Annotated in this window: 22 protein-coding genes; 7 read left to right on the top strand and 15 right to left on the bottom strand. The window is 43.3% G+C overall.

Going from position 1 to position 26,072, the window contains the following annotated elements; genetic code table 11:
* Positions 1 to 7 precede the first annotated feature (7 nt).
* From CLV51_RS01965 to CLV51_RS01985, 6 genes are all read right to left on the bottom strand, one after another.
* Complete coding sequence (locus CLV51_RS01965) at positions 8 to 2,395, bottom strand: ABC transporter permease (protein WP_106526332.1); 2,388 nt, start codon at positions 2,393 to 2,395, stop codon at positions 8 to 10.
* 81 nt (positions 2,396 to 2,476) lie between these two features.
* On the bottom strand, positions 2,477 to 4,867 hold the full coding sequence (locus CLV51_RS01970; protein WP_106526333.1) for an ABC transporter permease: 2,391 nt from the start codon (positions 4,865 to 4,867) through the stop codon (positions 2,477 to 2,479).
* A gap of 6 nt (positions 4,868 to 4,873) precedes the next feature.
* Positions 4,874 to 7,258: an ABC transporter permease gene (locus CLV51_RS01975; protein WP_158266913.1), complete on the bottom strand. Its 2,385-nt coding sequence runs from the start codon at positions 7,256 to 7,258 to the stop codon at positions 4,874 to 4,876.
* A gap of 40 nt (positions 7,259 to 7,298) precedes the next feature.
* Positions 7,299 to 7,454: a hypothetical protein gene (locus tag CLV51_RS29005; RefSeq protein WP_158266914.1), complete on the bottom strand. Its 156-nt coding sequence runs from the start codon at positions 7,452 to 7,454 to the stop codon at positions 7,299 to 7,301.
* A gap of 29 nt (positions 7,455 to 7,483) precedes the next feature.
* Positions 7,484 to 8,173, bottom strand: coding sequence for an ABC transporter ATP-binding protein (locus CLV51_RS01980; protein ID WP_106526335.1), 690 nt, complete (start codon positions 8,171 to 8,173; stop codon positions 7,484 to 7,486).
* Between the two features lie 50 nt (positions 8,174 to 8,223).
* On the bottom strand, positions 8,224 to 9,471 hold the full coding sequence (locus tag CLV51_RS01985; protein ID WP_106526336.1) for an efflux RND transporter periplasmic adaptor subunit: 1,248 nt from the start codon (positions 9,469 to 9,471) through the stop codon (positions 8,224 to 8,226).
* A 224-nt stretch (positions 9,472 to 9,695) separates the two neighbouring features.
* Here CLV51_RS01985 and CLV51_RS01990 point away from each other — a divergent pair, with 224 nt between their 5' ends.
* The 5 genes from CLV51_RS01990 (at position 9,696) to CLV51_RS02010 (ending at position 15,761) form a co-directional block, all read left to right on the top strand.
* Positions 9,696 to 11,036: a sigma-54-dependent transcriptional regulator gene (locus CLV51_RS01990; protein ID WP_106527553.1), complete on the top strand. Its 1,341-nt coding sequence runs from the start codon at positions 9,696 to 9,698 to the stop codon at positions 11,034 to 11,036.
* Positions 11,037 to 11,099: 63 nt separating this feature from the next.
* Positions 11,100 to 12,440, top strand: coding sequence for a sensor histidine kinase (locus tag CLV51_RS01995; protein WP_106526337.1), 1,341 nt, complete (start codon positions 11,100 to 11,102; stop codon positions 12,438 to 12,440).
* Positions 12,441 to 12,480: 40 nt separating this feature from the next.
* Entirely contained in the window at positions 12,481 to 13,194 is a 714-nt protein-coding gene (locus CLV51_RS02000; RefSeq protein WP_106526338.1) for a lysoplasmalogenase, read from the top strand.
* Between the two features lie 54 nt (positions 13,195 to 13,248).
* The gene (gene nadB, locus CLV51_RS02005) at positions 13,249 to 14,847 is read left to right on the top strand and encodes an L-aspartate oxidase (RefSeq protein ID WP_106526339.1); all 1,599 of its coding nucleotides are present in this window, start codon (positions 13,249 to 13,251) and stop codon (positions 14,845 to 14,847) included.
* Between the two features lie 53 nt (positions 14,848 to 14,900).
* Positions 14,901 to 15,761, top strand: a complete 861-nt coding sequence (locus tag CLV51_RS02010; RefSeq protein ID WP_106526340.1) for a lysophospholipid acyltransferase family protein — start codon at positions 14,901 to 14,903, stop codon at positions 15,759 to 15,761.
* Positions 15,762 to 15,971: 210 nt separating this feature from the next.
* On the opposite strand, the gene CLV51_RS02015 is transcribed toward CLV51_RS02010, so the two are convergent.
* The 5 genes from CLV51_RS02015 to CLV51_RS02035 form a co-directional block, all read right to left on the bottom strand.
* Complete coding sequence (locus tag CLV51_RS02015) at positions 15,972 to 16,262, bottom strand: BON domain-containing protein (protein WP_106526341.1); 291 nt, start codon at positions 16,260 to 16,262, stop codon at positions 15,972 to 15,974.
* A gap of 161 nt (positions 16,263 to 16,423) precedes the next feature.
* Complete coding sequence (locus CLV51_RS02020) at positions 16,424 to 17,827, bottom strand: MBL fold metallo-hydrolase (protein WP_106526342.1); 1,404 nt, start codon at positions 17,825 to 17,827, stop codon at positions 16,424 to 16,426.
* A 135-nt stretch (positions 17,828 to 17,962) separates the two neighbouring features.
* Complete coding sequence (locus tag CLV51_RS02025) at positions 17,963 to 18,322, bottom strand: ArsR/SmtB family transcription factor (RefSeq protein WP_012788619.1); 360 nt, start codon at positions 18,320 to 18,322, stop codon at positions 17,963 to 17,965.
* A 216-nt stretch (positions 18,323 to 18,538) separates the two neighbouring features.
* Positions 18,539 to 19,216 (bottom strand): tRNA (adenosine(37)-N6)-threonylcarbamoyltransferase complex dimerization subunit type 1 TsaB, encoded by a 678-nt coding sequence (gene tsaB / locus CLV51_RS02030; protein ID WP_106526343.1) that lies wholly within the window; start codon positions 19,214 to 19,216, stop codon positions 18,539 to 18,541.
* An 8-nt stretch (positions 19,217 to 19,224) separates the two neighbouring features.
* The gene (locus CLV51_RS02035; RefSeq protein ID WP_106526344.1) at positions 19,225 to 19,890 is read right to left on the bottom strand and encodes a 3-hydroxyacyl-CoA dehydrogenase family protein; all 666 of its coding nucleotides are present in this window, start codon (positions 19,888 to 19,890) and stop codon (positions 19,225 to 19,227) included.
* A gap of 99 nt (positions 19,891 to 19,989) precedes the next feature.
* On the opposite strand from CLV51_RS02035, the gene CLV51_RS02040 reads away from it, so the two are divergent.
* A complete protein-coding gene (locus tag CLV51_RS02040; protein WP_106526345.1) occupies positions 19,990 to 20,370 on the top strand; it encodes a RidA family protein in 381 nt (126 codons plus the stop codon).
* Between the two features lie 219 nt (positions 20,371 to 20,589).
* Here the strand turns inward: CLV51_RS02040 and CLV51_RS02045 are convergent, their stop codons facing one another.
* The gene (locus CLV51_RS02045) at positions 20,590 to 22,263 is read right to left on the bottom strand and encodes a L,D-transpeptidase family protein (protein ID WP_158266915.1); all 1,674 of its coding nucleotides are present in this window, start codon (positions 22,261 to 22,263) and stop codon (positions 20,590 to 20,592) included.
* 165 nt (positions 22,264 to 22,428) lie between these two features.
* Here CLV51_RS02045 and CLV51_RS02050 point away from each other — a divergent pair, with 165 nt between their 5' ends.
* Complete coding sequence (locus CLV51_RS02050) at positions 22,429 to 22,755, top strand: cupin domain-containing protein (RefSeq protein ID WP_106526347.1); 327 nt, start codon at positions 22,429 to 22,431, stop codon at positions 22,753 to 22,755.
* Between the two features lie 37 nt (positions 22,756 to 22,792).
* Here the strand turns inward: CLV51_RS02050 and CLV51_RS02055 are convergent, their stop codons facing one another.
* From CLV51_RS02055 to CLV51_RS02065, 3 genes are all read right to left on the bottom strand, one after another.
* Positions 22,793 to 24,343 (bottom strand): Rne/Rng family ribonuclease, encoded by a 1,551-nt coding sequence (locus CLV51_RS02055; protein WP_106526348.1) that lies wholly within the window; start codon positions 24,341 to 24,343, stop codon positions 22,793 to 22,795.
* A 455-nt stretch (positions 24,344 to 24,798) separates the two neighbouring features.
* Positions 24,799 to 25,644 (bottom strand): tetratricopeptide repeat protein, encoded by an 846-nt coding sequence (locus CLV51_RS02060; protein WP_106526349.1) that lies wholly within the window; start codon positions 25,642 to 25,644, stop codon positions 24,799 to 24,801.
* Between the two features lie 24 nt (positions 25,645 to 25,668).
* On the bottom strand, positions 25,669 to 25,956 hold the full coding sequence (locus tag CLV51_RS02065; RefSeq protein WP_073084475.1) for an HU family DNA-binding protein: 288 nt from the start codon (positions 25,954 to 25,956) through the stop codon (positions 25,669 to 25,671).
* Positions 25,957 to 26,072 lie beyond the last annotated feature (116 nt).

The raw sequence follows: 26,072 nt of genomic DNA on the forward strand, positions 1-26,072 counted from the left end.
AAATTCATTATTCCCTGTTCAAACTATTTACCGGATTGGCTAATGCAGCTTTTATTGATTGCAGGCTGATTGTTACAAAAGCGATACATATGGCTAATACACCTGCTATTACAAACACCCACCAATGTATATTAACACGAAACTCAAAGCCCTGCAACCAGCGGTGCATAAAATACCAGGCAACAGGAGAAGCGATTACTACCGCTACCAACACCAACCGGAGAAAGTCTTTGGAAAGCAGCAACACAATACCACTTACAGAGGCACCCAATACCTTTCGAACACCAATTTCCTTTTGACGATGTGCCATTACCAGTACAGCAATAGCAAATAAACCCATACAGGAAATGATGATCGCCAACAACGCGCCACTCATAAAGATCTTTGAAAACCGTTGTTCGTGCCGGTACATCCGTTGTGTATTTTCATCCAGGAAGGAAGCATCGTGTTCCGCCAGGGGATTAATTCTACGCCAGGTTTGCTGGATTTTCTTTAAAGCATTAACAGGATTATTTGTTTGCACTTTTATAAAAATATACCCCAGTGAAGATGCGTCTTTCATTGTCATTACCAGTGGATCAATTTTCTTACGCAATGACTCAAAATGATAATCCTTAACTACACCAATAACATGCAGTGGCACCTTATCATTCATCATCAGCTCCACGCCTATCGGATCCTTTTCTCCCAGCTGCTTTGCCATCAATTCATTTATAACAACAGCAGTACTATCTGTTCCGTAGTTGCGGGAAAAATCCCGTCCGGCAACTATTTTCAGGTCTAACGTTTTCGCATAATCGTAATCTACTATAATATTCTGCGTAGAAACCGGCCGGCCTTTATAATCAAAACCACGGGTCCAGTTTCCGGAAGAACCATCTTTACCCAAACCAAGATTGAGCATACTGCCGGTAACACTCTGTACTTCCGGCAATTGCGCTAAACTATTGCGCATAGCGGCTAAAGCGTTAGACGGCGCATTATCAATTGGTATGCTGATCACCTGTATGGCATTATAACCTAACGATGCCGACTGTATGAAATTAAGTTGCTGCCAGATGATAGTGGTACAACTAATTAATACGATAGCTACTACAAACTGTACTACAATCAGCCCGTTGCGCATTGTGCTGCTCTTACTTAATCCCAGCTTGCCTTTCAGTACCTGTACAATATTCAAACGTGCTACTTTCCAGGCGGGATAACCTCCTGCCAATAGGGTAATAGTTAAGAAAGCAGTGAGTGCTCCCAGTAGCAGCCACGGATTATGAAACAGGCTCAGGGCTACATCATGACCAAAAACACGGTTATAATAAGGCAATACCAGAACAGTGAATACAATACTTAATAAAAAGGAAAAGAAACACAGGAGAAAGGCCTCACTCCAAAACTGAATCATCAACTGGCTATCCATAGCGCCCAATGACTTTCTCAGTCCGATTTCGCTACTACGGCCAAATGCTCTTGCGATGGAGAGATTTATAAAGTTGATACAGGCAATTCCGATGATCATAGTTGCCAGTATTACCATCAGCCAGGGATAGAACTGGTTTAAGCCACTATAGTAGCTGCTGTCGGGGTTCAGGTGGGTATCTTTTAACCCAATGGTTTTAATCACCAATGTGCCTTCGTCTTTTTTGATATCGGTGAGTTTCTCTACATAATACTTATGCACAATGGGTATTACACTGCGCTCAAACAACGCCCCGGTAACAGCTGGATCTAATTGTACGAACAAAGGATAACTCGCAGCATCCCATTTACCTTTGATTTCTACGTAATCCGGTGCATTTTCAAAGCGGGTAAGCAAATCAAACTGCAGGCCTGAATTATCAGGTACATTAGCAGCTACAGCGCTTACTATCAAAGGCTGCCATTTGCCGCCCAGGTTTACTTCTATTGTTTTACCAACCGGCTCTTCCTGCTTAAATAAAGAGGCTGCCGTTTTTTGCGTAATGATCACCTGGTTTAGTTGCTGCAAGGCGTCTTGCTTATTACCTGCTACCAGCGGAAATGTAAACATCTGCAAAAAATCTGCATCTACCATTTGTGCTTCCAGGTAATAATGATTAGCACCGTATCTCACAGGCATATTCACTTCTCCAATACGGGTAGTACGCACCACGCCAGGTACTTCCTTTTTAAGGGTAGCTGCCAGGGGTTCAACCATGCTGGTACCTTTCTTAGTATGAAAGCTTCCATGTTCTTCCGTCATCAACTGGTATATCTGATTACCATTTTCATGGAAATTATCGTAGGTCCATTCCCGATAGGCTGTAAGCGACAGCAGCAATGCCACGCAAAGCGCCGTGCTCATACCCAGTATGTTAACTGTAGCAAACACCTTTTGCTTACGCAAATTTCTCCATGCAATTTTCAGATAACTTGTTAACATAGCGGTTTGTTTATCGTTTTATCATATACTTAAAAAGAAAGCAGGGCGCGTAGACACACACTCTGATTTGCTGTTCACTTGTTATTCTACTCGTAATGTTGTTACCGGATTCCTGGTGGCAGCTCTTATTGTTTGTAATCCTATTGCCAGCAAAGCCGCTGTAATGGCCATGATAGCAGTTAATACAAACATCCATGGTTGCATATGTATGCGATAGGCAAATTGTTGCAACCATTGCTGCATCAGGTACCAGGCAAGCGGTGAGGCTATCACCAATGCTACAACGACTAATCGCATAAAGTCTTTTGAAAGCAGCGCGGTGATTTGTATCACACTGGCACCCAGAATTTTCCGTACACCTATTTCGCGGGTGCGCTGCTCAGCCGAAAATGCCGCCAGTCCTAATAAGCCCAGCCCCGCAATTAAAACAGTAAGTGCTGTAAAGCCCCCGAAAATATTTGCCAATCTATCTTCCGCGGTATACATCTTCCCAAATGCATCATCTAAAAAAGAATATTTAAAAGGCGTTTGTGCATCATAGTTAGTATATGTTTTCCTGATCTGTTCAATCAATGAAGGGATATTCTGACCCGGCGCGATCTTTACAAATAAACATCCTGCTGTATTAGTGCCCCATACAGGTGAATTGTCCTTTTCCACCGTTAATCCCAATGGCGCTATAGGTGAATGCAGGGATACAAAATGAAAGTTTTTTAATACCCCTATCACTTCCATATCCTTGTTTCCCAACTGTAAATGTTTACCTATCGGGGTCGGAGAAAGATTATATTTTTCCACGGCTATTTCATTCAAAACAATTTTTCCTCCCATACCTAACTGCGACATATCCTGCGGTGGAATTTTCCACTGCAAACCCGCTATTTCCATCAGCTGCCGATCCACATTCAGCGAATACAAGGTCATAGCCGGCCTGTCTGCTTCCTCCGACACAAACCACATATCCATTCCATTAAACAGGGGATGGTGTGCCGTTCCTGTTTGCAATACTCCGTTCAATGAGGCCACCTGTTGGCGGAAAGCCTGGTAATGCGTACCCAGCGTACTCGCAAAAGGCACCATCAATACATTCTCCTTATTGATACCGGTAGCCGTATGTCTGAAAAAATACAACTGCCTGTTAATTACAATGCTACAGATAATGAGTACAGCTGCTGTGCCAAACTGCAATACAGTTAACACTTTTCTCACGGAAGCACCTCCGCTGACCGGACTCATTTTACCTGCTAAAACAGCTACAGGTTTATAACGTGAAAGAATAAACGAAGGATAACTACCGGCAACAATAATCGTTACCAGCAACAAGGCAACGTATATGAATATTACCATTGGATTATAGAGGAAACCGTTGTCTACCTTCAATTGCAGCAGGTTAAAAAACCATGGACGCAATGTTATACACAACACCACCGCCAAACAAAATGCCAGCAGTGCGTATAATGCAGACTCCACATAGAACTGCTGCGCAATACGTTTATGATCTGCGCCAAGTGCTTTCCGTATGCCTATCTCACGGGCACGGATAGTAGCCCTGGCCGTAGATAAGCTCATATAATTGATGAGGGCCATCAACAATATCAGGATAGCTACCATCGGAAAAAGTTTCAGATAACGCAGGTTAAAACCTGCCTGAAAATTTGCGCCCAGATGTATTTTGGCCAATGGGACCAAAGAGATTAAGCCAGGATCTTTGTCCTGCGCAATCTGTAGATTGATATTTTTAGTTACGTTTTCTCTGTTGGCAGCATCATCCAGCTTTATATATAGCTTGAATGGTCCGCCAAAACCATGTGGATCTGTAGTAAACTGCCGTAAAGATTCAATACCGGGGATACTGGCCCCTGACATCAGAAAATCTGCTTGAATGCTGGAGTTGGAAGGGGCATCCGCCATTACACCGGATACCTGGAAAGTATACTTACCGTTATAACGAATTTGTTTACCTACCGCATCTTCCTTTCCAAAATATTTTGTTGCCATGGAGGAAGATATCACCATCATGAAAGGCTGTCGCAGCACTTCCGCGGGATCTCCTTCCAGTAAAGGGAAAGAGAAGAAACTGAAATAATTGGCATCTACAAAATATGCTTCCGGTTCTGCATCTTTAATAGCAGGATGAGATACATTTTGCATGATGGCAGTTTCACCCAGCAGGCTGCCTATACGCATATAGCTTTTCACCGCAGCATTCTGCTGCTGTATAGCAGGACCATTAGCGTAATTGAACCGGTCAAACTGAATCGTATCATTCTGCATTTTAATCCGCTCCAGTAAGGAGAAGATCCGCGGTGCATCTTTATGAAACCTGTCATAACTCAACTCATGCGCCACATACAGCATGATCAGCATGCATACACAAAGTCCTGCTGCCAGGCCACCAATATTGATGACACTATACAGCTTCCGTTTGCTGAGATTACGCCAGGCTAATTTTATATAGTTGTAAAACAGCATATTCTTTTATTCGCTTCTTAAGCTATTAACCGGATCAGCTCCTGCTGCCCGCCATGTTTGTGATAAAATGGTGATCATCGCCACAAGTAATAAAACTGCAAAACTGCCCAGCAATGTAAATATCCCTATACTCACCCGGTAGGCGAATATTTGCAGGAACAAAAGACTGCCTATGAATCCCAATGGCATCGCAATACAACCTGCAATGATGATCAGCCACAAATAATTTTTTGATAACAACATCATCAGGCTACTTACCTCTGCTCCCAGCACTTTACGAATACCAATTTCTTTTCTACGGGTAAAGGTGGTATAAGCCACAATCCCCAACAGGCCCAGTGCAGCAATAACAGTGGTCATAAATACCAGGAACCCCAGCATTGATACGGTATCCTGTCCACTGTGGCTTAACAGCTGCGCATCCATCCATTCTGATGTAAAGGTTTCGCCAGGATGTAATTCCAGCCACACACGTTTTACATTAGCGATCAGCTGTTCTTCATTTCCCTTAGCTACGGCCAATTGCAGCTGATGAAATTCTGAAGGCTTAAACCGGATGGCCATAGGACGTATGTTAGCTTCTATTGGCTGATAGTTAAAATCCTGAACCACCCCTATAATGTTCACCGGTACTGAATCTGATAACCATAATGTACTACCAATGGCGTCTGCGGGTGATTTAATTCCCATCACGCTGACCGCTTTTTCATTTACTATCAGGTATTGTTCTTTTTCTGTAGAAGCCGATGCCGGAAATCCGCTACCAGCAACCAGTTTCAGGTTCATTACTTTTAAGAAGTCTACATCACCGGCATAATAGCCAAACTCCATATTTTTGCTATTGGCCGTTTTCATGGCGCAAAAACTGCAGTGCCTGGGCACTCCCAGCGTACCGGAAGTTGCAGTGATCGTTTCCACACCTTTCACTTGTAGGAGCATGTCTTTCATCCGCTGGTAGTCTACATCTGCCAAGGGTACATTCAGGATATCCTTACGTTGAAAGCCCATGTCTTTTTCGGCCTTAAAACTAAACTGCCTGTACACGGTCACTAAAAATATAATTGCTGTCAGAGAAAGCGTAAACTGAATCACAATAAGTGTTTTCCTTAAGCCAAGTCCGCCAAACAGTTTAATGTCCACCATGCTTTTCAGCACTTTAGCGGGTTGAAAAGAGGATAATGCCCATGCCGGTATGATGCCGGCAAATATGCCTGTGAGTAGGCTGAATAAAAGGAACCAGGCCAGCAAGGTAGGATTCAACAAATTATCATCCGGTATAGGCAAGCCAAACAAATGATACGTTTGCGTTAATACCAATAGCACAACAGCCAGTATCAACGACAACAAACACATGATCACCGACTCTGTTATAAACTGCATAAACACCTGCCAGCGCTGTGCACCATTTACCTTGCGCACACCTACTTCTTTTGCTCTTTGTAAAGAACGTACAATGGATAAATTAGTATAGTTAAAACAGGCACATAAGAGAATACCGAAAGCAACACCTACTTCGGCCAGTACTTTGCCCCAGGGAGGGCCGCTGCCATTATCATCATATAAATCCTTTGAAGGGGTTATTTTACTCAATGCCTGTGGCTCAAAGGCCAAACTTCCCTGTCCTTTTCCGGGTAAGTCATCATAATGATGTCCGAGATCTGCGAGGGCAGCTACAAGGGCAGATTGCCCCTCTCCCCGCCGTAACACCACATATGTGTAAGAACTCTGGATAATGTTCCAGTCGTGCAGTTTTTCGGGTAATACTTTAATTTGCTCCAGTGCCGGTACGGAAGAAATAGAAGCGAATGCTTCATAGTTGATATGTGTCAGACTGGGAGGGGTTTCCAGCACACCGGTCACCAGGAAGCTGCCGAAATTATCAAACTGAATCATCTTGCCAACTGCTTCGTTTGTACCAAAAAAACGTGCTGCTGTTTCCGCAGTAAGGATAATACTGTTAGGCGCAGTTAATGCAGTTTGTGGATTACCTGCCGCCAGTTTAAAGCCAAAAACATTAAAAAAAGATGGTTCTGTAAAAGCACCCCTGACGGATATCTTCTTCTTACCAATTTTAGCTTCACCGGATAATACGCCATATACTGTTACCTCTTTCTCAATGGCACTATAGCCTGTACGCAACGCTTCTCCCAGCGTCAGTGGTGTGCTGGCCATATGAAACTTACGCCCGTCAGGTGTTACCACCTGGGTAGTAACACGCCAGGTGCGTGCAATAGCCGGATGGAAATTATCATAGCTAAGATTTTTCCTGGTAGACATCAGCGCTATCAGGCATACTGTCATGCTGATGGCCAGCCCGGCAATATTGATAAAGGAAAACATCCTTTGCCGGCGAAGATTTCTAAATGCGATGACGATATAACGTTGAAACATATACGCGGGGTTTATGTTGTTTTCAATGATTTTACCGGATTTACCAAAGCTGCTCCGTAACACCTGTAGACGCGCGGGCAAGGGTACTGGTAACACGATAAACATTATCAACGTGGTGGTGAAATCTGTCAAAACTTAATTCATCACGTACATACAATACGATAAGAATACAACAGGCATAATTTCGAAACATCATGAAGTGGTTTTAGAATGGCGGAAAAAAAATCACACATGAAACTGCTCTTTAATATTTTCTGTTACTACCCGTCCATCAAACAGGTTAACAATACGGTGCGCAAAGCCTGCATCATAAGGGGAGTGCGTTACCATGATCAGCGTGGTACCACTGTTGTTCAGCTCCTGTAAGAGCTTCATCACTTCTTCCCCGTTGGAGGAATCGAGGTTACCTGTAGGCTCATCCGCCAGTATCAGGTTAGGCTTGGCTACAACAGCGCGGGCAATGGCTACTCTCTGTTGCTGACCACCAGACAGCTGCTGCGGGAAGTGGTTGCGGCGATGCATAATATTCATACGCTCCAGCACTTCTTCTACTTTCACTTTTCTTTCAGCAGCAGGCACCTTCAGATACAACAATGGTAATTCTACGTTTTCAAAAACGGTTAACTCATCAATCAGGTTAAAGCTCTGGAATACAAATCCTATAGAACCTTTGCGGAGCTGCGCTCTCTGCCTTTCACTCATACGCGCTACTTCCTTATCCCAGAAGTGATATTCTCCATCGCTCGGGTTATCCAGTAATCCTAAGATATTCAGCAAAGTAGACTTACCGCAACCGGAAGGTCCCATGATCGCTACAAATTCACCATCCTGTACTTCCATGTTAATACCATTGAGTGCAGTGGTTTCTACTTCTTCTGTTGTAAAAAGTTTCTGTAAGTTAACGGTGCGTATCATAAGTATTTGTTGTTTTTAAATTGCTGATTTATGTAGAAAATGGATGAAAGTTAAAAGGATAAAACATCTTTATTACCAAAATTCTCATAGGAAGAAGTGATCACCTGGTCGCCAGGCTGTAACCCTTCCAGTACTTCAAAATACAAAGGATTTTTGCGGCCCAGCGAAATATTACGTTTTACCGCACGCTTGCCGCTTTTATCCACTACATACACCCAGTTGCCTCCGGTGTCGGAGAAGAAACCGCCGAGCGGCAACAGGATGGCTTCTGCAGACTTACCCAATACAAGGCGGATAGGAGAGGATTGTCCACGACGAATACCTTCAGGTGTATTCTTTTCAAAATTCATATCGGCCTGAAAACGACCACTTTTTACTTCGGGATACACTTTAGTTACAATCATATCATAACTTTTCCCGTCAAATTCAAAAGAAGCTCTTAACCCGGAAAATACCTGTGAAACATAGTGTTCATCGATATCTGCGCGGAGCTTAAATCCATTGAGATCATCAATCTGACCTATATTTTGTCCGGCGGTGATGCTGGATCCTACTTCTACGTCGATGGAAGATAGCTGTCCGGATACCGGAGCCCTTACAATCAGGCTGTTCAGGTTCTCTTTCATCAGTTCCAGGTTATGCTGCGTGCGGGCCAGCGTGCCTTCCAGCTGCGTGATCTGCGTTTTGGCATTTTCCTGCTGATACCTTTGGGATTGCAACTGAATATCTTTCTGCCGCAACAGTCCTTCCAGTTCAAATTTATTCTTATTAAAATCCTGGCGGGCTACAATTTTCTCTTCCACCAGTTGTTTATTACGGTCATACAGGTCCTGTGCTGCGCTTATTTTTGCATCAATGTCAGAAATGTTCTGCTGCATGGTAAAGTCCTGCTGACGGATATTCAAACGGGTATTCTGTAACTCATTACGCAGCCGGTAGATCTCTGTTTCATGGTTTACGAAATCCATCATCATGTGCTGGTTGTCCAACCGCAGGATGGAATCGCCTGCCTTTACCATACTACCCCCGTCCAGGTATTTGCGGCTTACATAACCGCCCTCAATAGCATCCAGGCGGATAGTCTTTAATGGCATTACTACAGCCGTTACAGCAATGTATACATCAAAGGTCCCTTTTTTTACAGGAGAGATAGTGATCTTGTCCTTTTCTACATTGAGCGTAGCGCGGTGATCAGCGAAGATAAGCGTGTAACCCAGCAGCATTACTACCAGTGCCCCACCACCAATCATCATGATGCGCTTTTTATTCCAAAATTTCTTTTCTATTTTTCTGTCCATGTTTTTAGCGAAAAGTTTGCTGACCATAGAAAGTCAATCCACATGCCAAAGCTGAAAACACTTTACCATCAAGCATTTTAGGGGATTTATGTTTTTAAAAACGTCCTTTGCCGGACAATGGGTGTTCATAATCGGACACTTTTAAAAGATCCCGAAATTAGCTGTGGCAGTGAAAGAATCTTTGTTTAATATTGTCACCTATTCACCTTTCGCATATGATTACCATGCAACCAGCAAAGATTTTAATTGTAGATGATGATGTTGATGTTTTACGCGCTGCCCGCCTGTTATTAAAAAGGCATTTCGAACAGGTTGATTTTGAGAAGAATCCGCAGAAAATCCCCTACCTCGTATCCAACTTTGATTACGATGTAATTCTACTGGATATGAACTTTACCCGCGACCTGAGCAGCGGTAAAGAAGGCTTTGAGTGGCTGGACCGGATTCTGGATCTTAAACCAGATACAGCAGTCGTATTGTTTACCGCCTATGGCGATGTGGAAATGGCAGTACGTGCTATCAAAGCCGGCGCCGTAGACTTTGTACTCAAGCCCTGGGAAAACGAGAAACTGCTCGCCACCATCCAGATGGCTTATAACAAACGCGCTGCCAAACAGGATAAGCCCACAGGTGCTACCAATCATGTCGGCAGCCAGGTCATTGGCCAAAGTCCGGCTATGCAGGCAGTATTTGATACGGTGTCAAGAGTGGCTGCTACAGATGCTAATATCCTCATCCTCGGCGAAAACGGTACGGGTAAGGATATGCTCGCAAGACAAATTCACGCCCAATCGCTCCGCAACAGCAAACCATTTGTAAGCGTAGATCTCGGCGCCATCAGTGAAACACTGTTTGAAAGTGAGCTGTTTGGCCACGTAAAAGGCGCCTTCACAGATGCCCGCGATGACCGCGCCGGCCGCTTTGAAGAATCTGCCGGCGGCAGTATTTTCCTGGATGAAATAGGTAATATCTCCATTCCTTTCCAGGCTAAACTACTTACCGTACTACAAAACAGATCGGTTACCAAAGTAGGCTCCAATAAAAGTATATCCATTGACGTTAGACTGATCTGCGCCACCAACCGCAATATCCAGCACATGGCTACGCAACACCTGTTCCGTCAGGATTTGCTCTATCGTATCAATACCATCGAAATACATCTTCCTCCACTGCGTGAACGCGTAGAGGATATCATACCACTGGCAGAACATTTCCTGCAACTGTACCGCGAAAAATACAAACGTCCGGTAAACAGTATGCATGAATCACTGATCACACAACTACAGCGCTACGACTGGCCCGGTAATATCCGCGAGCTGCAACACGCCATTGAAAGAGCCGTTATTCTCTCACAGGGAAAAACATTGCAGCCCAAAGACGTGTTTGTGAAAAGTAACAACAACACAGACCAATCTATGGACACCGGTTACAACCTGGAAGAAATGGAACGTAACATCATTTCCCAGGCCATGAAAAAATGCAACGGTAACATCACCGAAGCCGCAAAGGAACTAGGCTTAAGCAGAGCCGCCCTCTACAGAAGACTGGAGAAATATAACATATAGCTATTAGCTTTTAGCAGTTAGCACTTACCTAACTGCTAAAAGCTAATAGCTAAAAGCTACCACATGAATCGCTTCAGTATTAATATCAGCTTGCGGGTAATCCTGCTAACCATTACACTCACTGCAGCAATTTGGCTGTATATGCACGCCATGCCGCCACTGGCGTTTCTCTTAGTGCCACTGATATTAATGCAGCTGTATGGCATCTATCATTACCTGAACAGGATCAACCGCAAACTCACGCTATTCCTGGAGTCTATCCGTTATGAAGACTTCTCCATCCGTTTCAGTGCGGATAATAAATTGGGCAAAAGTTTCAGTATGCTCAACCACCAGTTTAACGAAGTACTGGAAGCCTTCCGTCAAACAAGGGCCGAGAAGGAAGCCAACCTGAAATACATTGATACCATCGTACAGCACATCAGCATTGGCGTGTTGTCATTTGATGCAGAAGGAAAAATAGAACTCATCAATCCCGCAGCTTTCCGCCTGATGGGCATCTATCGCCTGCGCAATATTTCAGAACTCAAAACAATGCATCCCGGGCTGGCAGAATTGCTGATGGAATTATCTTCCGGAAATAAAACCTTGTACGCTACACGGCAGGAACAGCAACTCTCCATACATGCCGCCACGGTGCGGTTACAAGGCCGTCTCATCAAACTCATCTCTATACAAAATATCCATTCCGAGCTGCAAAAAAAAGAACTGGAAGCCTGGCAAAATCTTACTAAAATATTACGTCACGAAATCATGAACTCCGTTACACCTATTGTATCACTCATTGGTACTATGCAGGAGATCGTTGACCTGGACATTGCGCCAGGTGCGGAACACAAGGAAGGTATTGCGGATTTGCGTGAAGCATTGCAAACAGTGGAAAGCCGCAGCAAAGGCATCATGAACTTCGTAAATGCTTACAGAGATTATACCACTTTACCACAACCACAATTTACCAGCGTAAATGTAAAAATGCTGGTAAACTCCGTCAGCAGCTTGTTTCAGGCAGACATGAAACAGGCCGGCATTCAATTCTCCCTCGAAGTGGATGCAGAAAATATGGAGATCCATGCAGATGTATCACAATTGCAAATGGTACTTATCAACCTCGTGAAAAATGCCATGGATGCGCTGGAACAAACACCTCGTGCTACTATCAGCATGAAGTTGTATTTAAACAGCATCCAGCAGATCTGTATTGAAATAACCGATAACGGCCCCGGTATCGACAGAGATGCTATGAATAAAATATTTATCCCCTTCTTCACTACCAAAAAGAAAGGCTCCGGTATTGGATTAAGCCTCTCACAACAGATCATACAAATGCATGGCGGACAATTAAAAGTAATGAGCCCCGGCATTAACGGTAACGGTACTACGTTTTATATTCTGCTAAACACTTAACAGGAAGAAATCTTATATTGTAATAACAATCAGGTTTCCTATGTTAAAGTCAAAGTGGCTGATATTATATTTCGTTACCCTGCTGGCCGATATTATATTCATAGCCCTCGATATGGATACATTCCGGTATGCCACTAAACCCTTGCTGATGGTAATTTTGGCGGTATACCTGCTGGGTTCAGGTGTAAAAATGCCCGGGTCTTCCCGTCCCCTGCTATTGCTTGCCTTATTTTTTTCGTTTGGGGGAGATGTCCTCCTGTTGTTTGATAAATTTTTTCTGCCCGGACTCGGTAGCTTTTTGCTGGCGCATGTCATGTACATTGCCTTTTTTCTGAAAATAAGATATAGCAATCACCCTATCCCCTTGTGCAAATATCCACTGGTATTTCTGAATGCGGCTGTGGTCATTGTGTTCATCTTATTCCTGCTGCCTTACCTGGGTAGTTTAGCCATTCCCGTTATCATCTATGCCATCACTATTTCCATAACGGTACAAAGTGTATTGCATGCTTTTCATTTCAGGCAGCAACCGGCTGGCTGGTATTGCATTATTGGGGCAGTATTGTTCCTGGTTTCCGATTCCCTCATTGCCACCGGAAAATTTTACCACCCGCTCCCCTATGGCGGCATCCTGGTTATGCTTACTTATGGCATTGCACAATGGGGGCTGGTGTATGGCAGCATACGGTATTTTACTGAAAGAATTACGAATTACGAATTGCGAATTACGGACCTTCGCGAAGAACAACATTAATATCTTCGCTCAAATTCGCAATTCGTAATTCGTAATTCGTAATTTCGTTGCACTATGCAGCAAACAGATTTTCTTGTCATCGGTTCAGGGATTGCAGGGCTCACCTATGCACTCAAAGTATCTCAGCAGTGTCCGGATAAAAAGATAACTATTATCACAAAAAGCCGGGAAGATGAAACCAATACCAAGTATGCCCAGGGCGGCGTGGCCGTGGTAAACGACCTCGAAAACGACAGCTTCGAAAAACATATAGAAGATACACTCATCGCCGGTGATGGGCTCTCTAATGAACAAATAGTGAAAATAGTGGTCACTGAAGGGCCGGAACGTGTAAACGAAATCATTGAATGGGGCGCCAACTTCGATAAAAACGCAGATGGCGACTTCTCCCTGGGCCGCGAAGGTGGCCATTCTGTATTCAGGGTTATCCACCACAAGGATATTACAGGCAAGGAAATAGAGCGTGCCCTGTTAGACGCCATCCATCAGCGGCCAAATATTGAACTGGTCACACATTGTTTTGTGGTAGACCTCATTACCCAGCATCATTTGGGTTACCTGATCACCAAATCCACACCAGACATTGAGTGCTTTGGTGTTTATGTACTCAATCTCACTACCAACAAAATAGAAAAGGTCCTGTCTAAAGTAACGCTGCTGGCTACCGGTGGCAACGGACAAGTATACCGCAGTACGACCAATCCCAACATCGCTACCGGCGATGGAGTGGCCATGGTATACCGCGCCAAAGGCCGTATCGAAAACATGGAATTTATCCAGTTCCATCCTACGGCTTTATATCAGCCGGGAGTGAGCCCTTCCTTCCTTATTTCGGAGGCGGTGCGCGGCGATGGCGGCATTCTGCGTAACATTCATGGAGAAGATTTCATGCATAAGTATGATCCGCGCCTGTCGCTGGCACCACGCGATATTGTAGCCCGTGCCATAGACAGTGAAATGAAGATCACCGGTACCGAATATGTGTACCTGGACTGCCGGCACATGGATCATGAAAAATTTGTTCATCATTTCCCTAATATTTATGAAACCTGCATAGCCGCCGGCATTGATGTACAGCATCAGATGATCCCGGTAGCACCTGCAGCGCATTATAGCTGTGGTGGTATCAAAACAAATGAATGGGGCCTCACCTCCATCCGCAACCTCTACGCCTGCGGCGAATGCGCCAGCACAGGGCTCCATGGCGCCAACCGCCTCGCGTCCAATTCGTTGCTGGAAGCAATGGTATTTGCACACCGCTGCTTTATGGATGCTACCAGCAAAATCGATTCGGTAGACTTTAAAGACAATGTGCCCGATTGGGATGCACGTGGTACCACAGCGCCTAAAGAAATGATCCTCATTACGCAAAGTCTGAAAGAACTGAAGCAGATCATGAGTGATTATGTGGGCATTGTCAGAACAGATGTGCGCTTAAAACGTGCGCTGCGCCGGCTCGATATCCTGCATGAGGAAACAGAAGATCTCTACGAAAAAACAGAAGTATCACCACAACTTTGCGAATTACGTAACCTTATTACAGCAGGATATCTCATTGTAAAAGGTGCAGCATTCCGCAAGGAAAGCAGAGGGCTTCATTTCAATACAGATTATCCGTTTAAGTGCGAACTGGTACAAAACATTGTATTGTAAGCTAAACGGCTGTCTTTCATTACCTTTGCGTTGTCTTTACAACAATCAGGAATATGTATTATCTGCTGCTTGCTTTTTGTTACGGGCTTTCGGTATTGCCCTTTCCGGTGCTTTATTTCATCAGCGATGTACTCTACTTCCTGGTATATTACGTATTCGGATATCGCAGGAAAGTAGTGATGGAGAATTTGAAACAAGCCTTCCCTGAAAAGTCGAAGGAGGAAATTACCATCCTTGCTAAAAAATACTACCACAACCTTACGGATATGATGGTAGAAACCATCAAACTGCTCACGATGAGCAAAGGGGAGTTGCAAAAGCGCTTCCAGTGCGACCTTACCGTCTTGCACAACCTTTATGCACAAGGCAAAAGCTGCCAGTTGCACCTGGGTCATAACTTCAACTGGGAGTGGGCCAACCTGTTTTGTATGCAGGGAGTAGATTATCCTTTCCTGGTAGTATACATGCCGCTCACCAGCAAACCTGCCGATAGGATGTTCCGGCATTTCCGCGAAAAATTCGGTACCATCCTCATCCCGGCAAATGATATGAGCAACAGCATGAAACCGTGGATGAGCAAACAATACCTCATTGCACTGGTAGCAGATCAGAACCCGGGCAATCCCCGTCGTTGCTACTGGTATCCCTTCCTCAATAAAATGACACCGTTCTACAAAGGTCCGGAAATGGGCGCTAAAAGGAATAATATTCCTGTTGTATTTGTAGATATCAGGAAAGTAAAAAGAGGCTATTATAAAGCAGCAATAAAACTGGCTTTTGAAGAGCCAATAAATGAGCCGGAAGGAAAAATAACGGAAGCATTTGTACGCTACCTCGAAAAAAATATTTACGAACAACCGGATGTTTGGGTGTGGAGCCACCGCAGATGGAAACACAAATATGAAGGGGAATAATACTGGAAGGCCTCCGGCCTTTTTCTTTTTCAGGATTAGACTGATTTTAATGATTACCCTGATTTTATTTCTTTCTAATTAATATACTTATTGATTTTCTAAAAGCATACTATAAAACGATATAGATTTCTTTAAAAGAAAATAAAATCAGGGTAATCATTAAAATCAGTCTAATCCTGAAAAAGAAAAGACAAAGGCCTTCGGCCTTCATTATTTTACCGGCGCAGTGGAAGGCACTTCCGCTTTTACAGTAATATTATCTGTTACAGACTTCACGCCTGAAACGCCTCTCAACGCCTCTTCTGCAGCGGCTTTGGCGGCCTCATCGCTCACCTCTCCGCTGAGGGTAACAACCCCGTTTTTCACATCTGCAACAATACCCGGAATAGCGCTCAGCTTTTCATTTACGGCTTGTTTTATTTTAGCATCAGAAGGTTTGCAGGCAAATAAAAATACGCTCATGAGCATCAATAGGGCAACCCCCAGGGATTTTCTATTCATGGTTAAACGATTTTAGTGTAAGAAGTTAACGAATACCTGGCGAATAAAAAACTATTTATGTCTTAACAGCCTGTGAATCAGGTGGCAAAATGGCTGTGTGAGGTAAATAAAAAAGCCTTCCACCAGCGGTAGAAGGCTTTCAAAATATCAGGCGTAAATATTTAGTTCAACACTGTTTTTTCCTGTACTACCTGCAATCCTTTCTGGTCTTTCATTTTAGCGTAGCCACCATCTATATTACGCAGATTGTGGATACCTTCTTTCTTCAGGATAGAGCAGGCAATAATGCTGCGATAGCCGCCCTGGCAATGTACATACAGGTTGTGGTGATCATCAAAATCAGCCATTTTCCCCGGGTCCATCATATCGCCGAGTGAAAGGTTGATCGAGTTTTTGATATGACCATCTGCATATTCTATTGGCTTGCGTACATCCACAATCACCAGGTTGGGATCGTGCGGAATATCCATGGCCAGTTCATCTGCTTCCACAGTAATGATCATATCTTTTACTTCTCCGGACGCTTCCCAGGAAGGATAACCGTTTTCCAGATAGCCGGTAACGTTATCAAATCCTACACGCGCCATTCTTACTACAGTTTCTTCCTCTTTACCTATAGGTGTTACCAGTATGATGTCCTGATCAAAAGGTAACAAACTACCAGCCCATTCTGCAAAGCGACCTTCCAGTCCGATGCTGATGGCACCAGGCACAAAGCCCTCTCCAAATTCAGTAGCAGGACGGGTATCCAGAATCAATGCACCGGCTTTGGCTTTTGCCTTAAATGCAGCAGGCGCAAGTGGTTGCATCGCTTTTTCTATAACTGCTTTCAGCGTGTCGTAACCTTCTTTATTTATTTTGGCATTGATAGGGAAGTAAGAAGGTGGTGTACTTAAACCACTGGTTACTTCATCAATGAATTGCTCTTTATCAGTTGCCAGCAATGCGTAGTTGGAAGCTTTCTCATCACCGATGGTGCTGTAAGTATTTGGTCCCAGGTTTTTACCACAGGCGGAGCCAGGGCCGTGCGCGGGATATACAGTCACGTGATCAGGTAATATTTTTATTTTATTGTTGAGAGAATCAAACAGGTAACCTGCCAGTTCTTCTTTTGTCATATCACCGCTGAAAAGATCAGGGCGGCCAACATCTCCTACAAACAAAGTATCGCCGGTAAATAATGCATTAGGCTGTTCCTTTTCATCCAGCAGCAAGTAGCAGGATGATTCCATAGTATGACCAGGTGTATGTAATACTTTCAAAGTAACTGCACCTATCTTAAACACCTCATTATCTTTTGCTACATATGTTTCAAAGTTGGTTACTGCATCCGGGCCATAAACAATCTTTGCACCGGTAGCAGCAGCCAGTTCCAGGTGGCCCGAAACAAAGTCCGCATGAAAGTGCGTTTCAAAAATGTACTGAATGGTTGCGTTGCGTTCTTTAGCCAGATCAAGATAAACGTCGATATCACGTAACGGGTCTATCACCACAGCTACTCCTTCAGATTCAATGAAGTACGCTGCTTCAGATAAACAACTGGTGTATAATTGCTTTACGAACATGGTTTTTGATTTTCACAAATTTACAACTTCTACCGCGGTCAACTTATGGATAAAATCTATACCAAAATAAAAAAGTAGCCGTATGGCTACTTTTTTATATAATTTTCTTCCGTATGGTATACGGACAAATGAATTTTACCCAACAAGTTCTTCCACAAACTTCGCCACTTCAGCAATACGTTGCTTATTGATGGTGTAGTGAATAAACTTACCATCTCTTTCTGTGATTACAATGCCTGCACGCCTCAATATGGCCAGGTGTTGCGATGCTACCGATTGTTCCAGACGCAATTTCACGTAAATCTCTGTCACGGTCATTTTTTTGTGGTCTTCCAACAGCTTAATCATCTGCTGGCGCAACTTATGGTTGATAGCACGTAAAACCATAGCAGCCTTCTTGACGGCAATGTAATCCAATTTGATCTGGTCTTTTTCATTGGTACCTCTAGAAATAATAAGAGTATTAGAAGAGGTAGTTAATAATGTTTTTTCCATCGCATAATAGTTTTATAAAAATGATGAAATGAAAGGGATCAACGGACAGTACTCGCAAAAATAGTTAGACAACAACTCGCGGTAATCGATTTATACAAAAATATAATATCTATCACAATAAAAAAAATTTCCATACCTTATTTTATCATATATAGCCCCCGGATACTTGCAAATTAGATGTAATTTGACCTTTCTGTGACAAATCAAACAGAAGTGTTAGGGCTTTTGAGGAGAATAAAACGGTTTGAGGTAAAATGGACTGAAGTAAGCCAGATCAACGAACATCTTTTTAGTAAATGCCTGTTCTGCAAGAGGCGCCATATGCGCTGCACTTATAAGGTATTTTGTAAATATAGCATTTTTGGGGGAAGATAACATCAGTTCCCACTTAGGACTGCCATCGCCAAAAAAATAAATTTTCCGCTCTGCCAGCTGCGTTTCCAGGGAAGAAGGCTCCAGGATCATGGCCTGTGGCGGCATTATCTCGTTTAACCCCGCATCATAGAGGGCCATAAACACTTCCTGCCTGCGTGCATCCAGCATAGGACAATACCATGCCTGCTCATCTTTTATCTCACTATACAATCCCTGCGCCATCAGCTGCAGTGTAGAAATGGCCAATAGCGGCTTATTCCAGGCATAACATAAGCCCTTGGCTGTAGCTACGCCTACACGTAATCCGGTGTAAGAACCTGGTCCTGCACTCACTGCAATGGCATCCAGCGCTGCTGCTGTCATCCCCTGCTCTCTCAGTATTTGCTGCACAAATAAAATCATCGTTGCAGCATGATCCTGCTGTTTTTCGTTGACCATTGTCTGTAATACTTGCCCATCGTGGGAAAGACTCACAGAACCAATTGTTGTAGCAGTATCTATATTCAGTATAAGTGCCATGATAATTCTTAAATCGCTTCGTATGCTGTTTGTAATAACGCAGCTACTTCATAACGGTCATCGCCCGTTGCGTCGTGCACTGCTTTCAGTACTTCATATACGTGCCGGATACCTATCTTTTCACTCCATTCAAATGGACCATAAGGATAGTTGGTTCCTAAACGCATGGAAGTATCTATATCTTCAATGGAAGCGGTGCCCTCCTGTGCCGTCAGGTATGCCTCATTAATAATCATACATACCACACGGGGGGTAACCATACCTGTAGCATCTGCTACCAGTGCATACTCCCAGCCCAATTGATACATGAGACTATCCAACGTTTGTTTTTGTCCTTCATCCATTACCGTTACTTCTGTAACCGCCATATTCACAAATCCAGGCAAAAAATTACATCCCATAATATTAAAACCCTGCTCAAATGCGTACTGGCTCATGATTTCAGACAACGACGTCTTAGCCATACCCGCCAATACCGGTATTGCCGGATTCTTTGCATATACAGCCGCATGTTCCGGCCGGTCATCAAAGATAAGATCCAGCACCAGATCAAATACTTTCAGAGATAAAACCTCTTCCAGACTCGTTTTCCAATGCACTTCATGATGCTTGGCCAATCCCTTCTGCTGCAATTCATCAAACCGCTGTGCATCTGCTATTACCAGGATATTCATGCGTTAAATTTCGGCAAACCTAATAAAGAATCATTAATTATAGCACATCTGCTATAGCAGACGGCGCTCCGTTCTCAATTATTAATTAATTTCGTCTTCATGGAAAAGCAAATCATTAATACAACCAATGCGCCCGCTCCTATAGGGCCTTATAATCAGTCTGTGAAAGCTGGAAATACGCTGTTTGTATCCGGACAAATAGCCCTGGACCCGGTTTCAGGAGAATTAATAAAATCAGGAATTGTGGATGAAACACACCAGGTGATGAAAAATCTGCAGGCTATCCTCACCGAAGCCGGCATGGGTTTTCATGATGTGGTAAAAACTACCATCTTCCTGACAGATATGAAAACATTCCCGCAGGTAAATGAAGTGTATGGCAGTTATTTTACAAGTGACTATCCTGCCCGTGAAACCGTACAGGTAGCAGGTTTACCTAAGGGTGTAGATGTGGAGATATCAGTGATAGCTGTTAAATAAAGCGGAAGGCCTTCGGCCTTTGTCTTTTCTTTAGCAGGATTAGGCTGATTTTAATGATTACCCTGATTTCATTTCTTTCTAATTATATACTTATTGATTTTCTAAAAGCATACTATAAAACGATATGGATATCTTTAAAAGAAAACAAAATCAGGGTAATCATTAAAATCAGCCTAATCCTGCTAAAGAAAAGACAAAGGCCGAAGGCCTCTCCCACCATTACTTAGTACCAAACAACGTAGCAGCCAACCTTGCGTCATGCCCATATACGTCATCCCGGAAGTTCAATCTTCCGTTACTATCTACAAAAGCAGTGAAATAGCCAATAAATACAGGCACCTTATCCTTCAGCGTTACATATTTTTCTTTACCGGCATTCATGGCATCATCAATCTTCTGTTCTGTCCAGGTGGAATCGTCACGTAATAACCATTGTGCCAGATGCTTGGGTTCTGCAATCCGGATGCAACCATGGCTGAAAGAACGTTTGTTTTCTCCAAAGAGATAACGGGCAGGTGTATCATGCAGATAGATGTTATACTCGTTCGGGAACAGGAATTTCACCTTGCCTAAAGAGTTCTTTCCGCCGGGCTTCTGTCTTACTATATAAGGGAAATTACCCCCTGAATATTTACCGAAACTGATAGATCCAGGTGAAATCACCTTACCACTCGCACCTACTATTTCCATATTCTGCCGGGCCAGATAGCCGCTACCATTGCGTTTGAGGCCGGGCAATACTTCTTTGGACAAAATACCGGGAGGTACATTCCAGTACGGGCTAAATACTACATAACGCAGGTCCTTACTGAATATAACGGTGCTGGCACCTGGCTTGCCTACTACCACATTGCAGCTCCAGTCCAGTTTCCCTTTATCATATACATGCATTTTAAACTCCGGAATGTTTACCAGGATATAACTGGCGGGAGGTTCTACAGGCACCCAGCGTAAACGTTCCATATTCAGCAATATTTTCTCTATCCTTTGCTGAATAGGAGTATTCAGGGCGTCCAGTACATTTTGTTTAATGATACCATCATCCTTCATGCCCATCCTTACCTGGAAATTCCGGACAGCTGTATCCAGTGCCATTGTAAACCGCGCGCTGCTGTCTGTTCCCGGCAGGTCGCCGAAGGCTTCCAGCCTGTTTTTAATCAGGGAAATCACTACAGCAGAATCGCCCTTTTTAAAGCTTTTCTGCGTTGTTTTGATGGAGTCCCATTTCGTAGATGCTTCCAGCTTAGCCAGCTTTTTCAGCTGCGTACGTAGTAATATGTATTGTTTGTTTACCGGCTCATCTTCTTCAAAGGCATTGCTCTTTTTATTCAGCATAGAGTCCAGCAAACTGGCCATATCTATTTTCTTACGCGGAATAAACCATTCCAGGTCTTTGGCAGAATCAGCGGTAAGGCCGCCCCATACCTTGTTTCCATAGGCAAAGAATTGCGCGGTAAGCATCATTTCTATGCGGGGAATAGCAGTATCTCCGGGTTTTAGGCCTACATCACTTACCAGCATTGTATCGGTGAGTTGCTGCAAATCGGGGGTCATCAAGCTGCTGTCTTTAATACCGTATTTAGCGTCATTCTTCATCATGTTAATGAAGTTGCCCGCCTGTTCGGTCAAACCGTCCTTATTGATCCATGCATAATGATAATCACGTTTACGGTAAAAGTTGCGGATATACTCATCGTACATACCATAGGTCTTATGCGACTGCAGAAAACTATTCACATAGTTGCTGTCCAGCGATTGCTCTATGTACGCTTCTTTTGTATAATGTGTGGTATCTCTCGCTTTGAGTTTCTTGCGGGAGCCACTTTCCTGCTGGCATGCAGCAAAAATAAGGATTGCCAGTAAGGAGAATAAGGTGTAAAAACGTATAGTCATATGCGTGATGGATGTATTTAATGACTGAAAACAAACATGACAATGATACAGTATGGGATTAAACTGCATTTCAGCCGTAAATGTATGAAATATATGTACTTACACCTTCAGCGGTTGGTTAAATCTGTTGCATGAATTATATTTAGTACATAAATCACTATAAATATGACCAAGCCCTCCGCGCTACAGGATATTCCGATAAAGAACACCATCGCCGGCCATTATGGTCGTTTTGTTCATGGAGATAAAAGTACGCTTGCCTTCTGGGAAATAACCGCAGGATCAGTATCTCCCATACACCAGCACCCGCATGAGCAGATTACGTATATCGCCGAAGGTACCTTTGAGATGGAGTTGGATGGAAGAAAATATGTGTTACAGCAACATGATACGCTGGTTATTCCTCCCAATACTTTACACGGAGGCCGTGCTGTGGTTGATTGCAAAATAATTGACAGTTTCAGTCCTGCCAGGGATGATTACAGGTTTTAAAAAGAAAAGGTCCTGATGTACATCAGGACCTTTTCTTTTATAATTTAATTTCTTCGTCGTTGGCATCAAAGAAACGATATTCAGTAAGATGGTAATTGGAATCTGCTTTTAGTTTGATCCACTTTTTATATTGGAAGTACCATTTCCATTGTTTAGAGGCGAGGAAGCCTTTAGTAAGATAAGCGTGCAATATAGCATGTACCCGGATGGTTAATCCTTTATGCTGATGATTCAGCAGATACTGCAAATTCTTTTCAATATCCTCCAGGATCAGCATAGATGCGCCGATTTTTCCGGTTCCTTTACAGGTAGGACAATCTTCTGCAACAGATATAGTAATCTCAGGTTTTACCCGCTGACGGGTAATTTGCATGAGACCAAATTTTGAAATCGGTAAGATGGTATGTTTTGCTCTGTCCTGCGCCATGAATTTCTCCATCGCTTCAAAAATTGTCTTTTTGTTTTCTGGCAGCTTCATATCAATGAAGTCAATGATAATGATACCGCCAAGATCGCGCAGTCTGAGCTGGCGGGCTATTTCGCCTGCCGCTTCCAGGTTGGATGCCAGTGCATTTTGTTCCTGGTTGTTGCTGGAGCTTTTATAACCACTGTTCACATCTACTACGTGCAAAGCTTCCGTAGCTTCAATAATCAGGTACACGCCACTATCAAGGTTCACGGTTTTACCAAAAGACGCCTTTACCTGGCGGGTAATACCATAATTATCGAAGATGGGAGAACCGTTATTATAGTAGTTAACGATATCAGACTTTTCAGGTGCAATCTTTTGGATATACGTTTTGGTGTCTGTATAAATGTTTTTATCGTTAATGACTATACGATTGAAGCTCTCGTTGAGCAGATCGCGCAGGATGCTGGTGGTTTTGGTTTGCTCGCTCAGGATCTTTTGCGGGGCCTGGCCACCACTGAGATTTGCCTGGATATTTTTCCAGGTTTGAACGAGGGTAGTCAAATCTTCGTGTAATTCTGCTGTTTTCTTTCCTTCAGCTGCAGTGCGTACAATTACGCCAAAGTTGGGCGTTTTGATAGCTTCTACAATTTTCTGTAATCTTTTTCTTTCTTCGGAAGAGTGGATTTTTTTAGAAACCGCAACAATATCGTTAAAGGGAGTTAACACTATAAACCTTCCGGGCAAAGAGATTTCGCAGCTAAGGCGGGGGCCTTTAGAAGAAATGGGTTCTTTCAGAATTTGTACGAGGATGTTGGGTTTACCGCCCAGTACATCAGTAATTTTACCGGTCTTTACTATTTCCGGTTCATTTTTAAACTTAGTGAAATCAAATCCTTCAGGGGTTTTATCACTGATGGCAGTTGCCGTAAATTTAAGAATAGATCGGATATAGGGGCTCAGATCCGTGTAATGCAAGAAGGCATCTTTTTCGAAGCCAACGTCCACAAATGCAGCGTTTAAGCCGGGAATCAGCTTCTTTACCTTACCAAGGTACAGATCACCTACTGCGAAGTTAGGATTGCCACTTTCGTGGTGCAATTCTACTAGCTTCTTATCTTCCAGTAACGCAATTTCCACACCTGTGGGAGCCGCATTTATAATAAGTTCCTTATTCAAGCGTCCAAAATTTTAACCTTTAAAACTTCACCTTTTATGCTATGCACACGGCTATTAAGAACAGCTTACTGCATACTACAACAATAGCTCACCATAAAGTTAGCGTATTTCTTCACGTTCGTGATGATGGATTGCTTAAGGGTTCAGCGATCACTGCAGGTAATGTCCGGAGAATTCTTATGCGGGATCTATGGAAACAACCTGCATGACTTAAGCAATTTAAGAAGTAAATGCTGAAATCATGCAGGATATATGAAAATTTTTATCCGACCACCGCGCCGGGATAATACCTGATTAGTATAAATGGCGGGAAACTGGAGTAATTATTTCTTTTTACTTTTATGCCGGTTCTTTCTCAGTCTTTTTTTACGCTTGTGAGTGGCAATTTTATGTCTTTTTCTTTTCTTACCGCAAGGCATACGCTGATACGTTTTTAAATGATTGAAAAATAAATATTATTGAATACTTTTAATATAACTATCTACTTCCTTCTTCAGTTCCGGATCGGTCATGAGTTGTTTGCTTTTTTCAAACAGTTCAATCGCTTTCTTCTTATCTCCTTTGCTCCTGTATGATTCTGCCAGCACAAATAATACTTTCGCATTATCCGGATGATTTTTCATTACTCCTTCCAGTCTTTCGATAGCTTTATCGTACTGACCTGATGTAATAGCCAGGTTTGCTAATGTAACCTGTGCATCAATATTATCAGGATGTGCAGCCACTACTTCTCTCAGCTTGGCCACCCCTGTCATCGGTTCGCCGGTATTCATGTACACCATTGCCTGCGATATTTTCAGGGTGTCGTTTGCCGGGTTCAATTGAATCGCCTGGTCAAACAAAGTAATTGCCTGCTGGGCTTCCCATTTTGCTACACGCGGATCTTCTGCATGTTGCAAGTGGGCCAAAAATAAATTGGCTGCAAAGGTGAGGCTTTTTTCGGAATTTTCCAACTTAGCGGCTTCGCCAAGATAATATGCGGCAACGGGCAGCTGGTTCAGGCTGTCCCAGGTGTTGTACAATTGTCTGTACGCGGCTATCTGCTGGGTCTTAACATCCCCGCGAACAACATTTGTTTCAATTGTATTTACCTGTAAAAGTTTTTCTGCAGGAATTTTTCCCTTCGCTGTACTTAACAGTTCGGAAAAGGCAATAGGGTCTATATCCTGACCGCCACCTTTCATTGGCGCAGCAGATGACATAGGTTTCTTATCTGACCGGGGCACAGTACGGCCAAAGGCGAATAATACCACCAATAATGCTACAGCAGCACCAACCAGGAGAACTTGTGATTTTTGCATCGCCTAAAATATTAGGCTGCAAAATTAAGAACTTTTCAGCTTCTTTACCTCAGCAACAAATTCTTTCGAAGGTTTGAATGCCGGAATAAAGTGCTCAGGGATCTCCACAGCTACGTTCTTCTTGATGTTACGCCCAATTTTGGCTGCTCGTTTCTTGGTGATAAAACTACCAAACCCACGGATGTAAATGTGTTCACCGTTGGCAAGGGCTTCTTTCACCTCCTTGAACATGGCCTCGAGTGTTACTAACACATCTACTTTGGGGATGCCGGTTTTTTCAGCAATGTTGTTAATTAAATCAGCTTTTCTCATATGAAAGCGAGAGGATTACTTTACTCTCAAAGTTAATTTAAAAATTTTAATTGCTGAATTTTAGGCAAATAAATTTTATTATTTTTTCTCATACCTGCTATTGGCGATAATTTATA

The organism is Chitinophaga niastensis, assembly GCF_003014755.1.
Taxonomy (GTDB): domain Bacteria; phylum Bacteroidota; class Bacteroidia; order Chitinophagales; family Chitinophagaceae; genus Chitinophaga; species Chitinophaga niastensis.

Excerpts from the sequence above, each read along its gene's own strand:
- nadB (WP_106526339.1), top strand. The coding sequence starts at position 13,249 with ATGCAGCAAACAGATTTTCTTGTCATCGGTTCAGGGATTGCAGGGCTC.
- tsaB (WP_106526343.1), bottom strand. The coding sequence starts at position 19,216 with ATGGCACTTATACTGAATATAGATACTGCTACAACAATTGGTTCTGTG.
- CLV51_RS01965 (WP_106526332.1), bottom strand. The coding sequence starts at position 2,395 with ATGTTAACAAGTTATCTGAAAATTGCATGGAGAAATTTGCGTAAGCAA.
- CLV51_RS01975 (WP_158266913.1), bottom strand. The coding sequence starts at position 7,258 with ATGTTTCAACGTTATATCGTCATCGCATTTAGAAATCTTCGCCGGCAA.
- CLV51_RS02060 (WP_106526349.1), bottom strand. The coding sequence starts at position 25,644 with ATGCAAAAATCACAAGTTCTCCTGGTTGGTGCTGCTGTAGCATTATTG.
- CLV51_RS02020 (WP_106526342.1), bottom strand. The coding sequence starts at position 17,827 with ATGTTCGTAAAGCAATTATACACCAGTTGTTTATCTGAAGCAGCGTAC.
- CLV51_RS01970 (WP_106526333.1), bottom strand. The coding sequence starts at position 4,867 with ATGCTGTTTTACAACTATATAAAATTAGCCTGGCGTAATCTCAGCAAA.
- CLV51_RS02015 (WP_106526341.1), bottom strand. The coding sequence starts at position 16,262 with ATGAATAGAAAATCCCTGGGGGTTGCCCTATTGATGCTCATGAGCGTA.
- CLV51_RS02035 (WP_106526344.1), bottom strand. The coding sequence starts at position 19,890 with ATGAATATCCTGGTAATAGCAGATGCACAGCGGTTTGATGAATTGCAG.
- CLV51_RS02065 (WP_073084475.1), bottom strand. The coding sequence starts at position 25,956 with ATGAGAAAAGCTGATTTAATTAACAACATTGCTGAAAAAACCGGCATC.
- CLV51_RS29005 (WP_158266914.1), bottom strand. The coding sequence starts at position 7,454 with ATGATGTTTCGAAATTATGCCTGTTGTATTCTTATCGTATTGTATGTA.
- CLV51_RS01990 (WP_106527553.1), top strand. The coding sequence starts at position 9,696 with ATGCAACCAGCAAAGATTTTAATTGTAGATGATGATGTTGATGTTTTA.
- CLV51_RS01980 (WP_106526335.1), bottom strand. The coding sequence starts at position 8,173 with ATGATACGCACCGTTAACTTACAGAAACTTTTTACAACAGAAGAAGTA.
- CLV51_RS02050 (WP_106526347.1), top strand. The coding sequence starts at position 22,429 with ATGACCAAGCCCTCCGCGCTACAGGATATTCCGATAAAGAACACCATC.
- CLV51_RS02025 (WP_012788619.1), bottom strand. The coding sequence starts at position 18,322 with ATGGAAAAAACATTATTAACTACCTCTTCTAATACTCTTATTATTTCT.
- CLV51_RS02045 (WP_158266915.1), bottom strand. The coding sequence starts at position 22,263 with ATGACTATACGTTTTTACACCTTATTCTCCTTACTGGCAATCCTTATT.
- CLV51_RS01985 (WP_106526336.1), bottom strand. The coding sequence starts at position 9,471 with ATGGACAGAAAAATAGAAAAGAAATTTTGGAATAAAAAGCGCATCATG.
- CLV51_RS01995 (WP_106526337.1), top strand. The coding sequence starts at position 11,100 with ATGAATCGCTTCAGTATTAATATCAGCTTGCGGGTAATCCTGCTAACC.
- CLV51_RS02000 (WP_106526338.1), top strand. The coding sequence starts at position 12,481 with ATGTTAAAGTCAAAGTGGCTGATATTATATTTCGTTACCCTGCTGGCC.
- CLV51_RS02040 (WP_106526345.1), top strand. The coding sequence starts at position 19,990 with ATGGAAAAGCAAATCATTAATACAACCAATGCGCCCGCTCCTATAGGG.
- CLV51_RS02010 (WP_106526340.1), top strand. The coding sequence starts at position 14,901 with ATGTATTATCTGCTGCTTGCTTTTTGTTACGGGCTTTCGGTATTGCCC.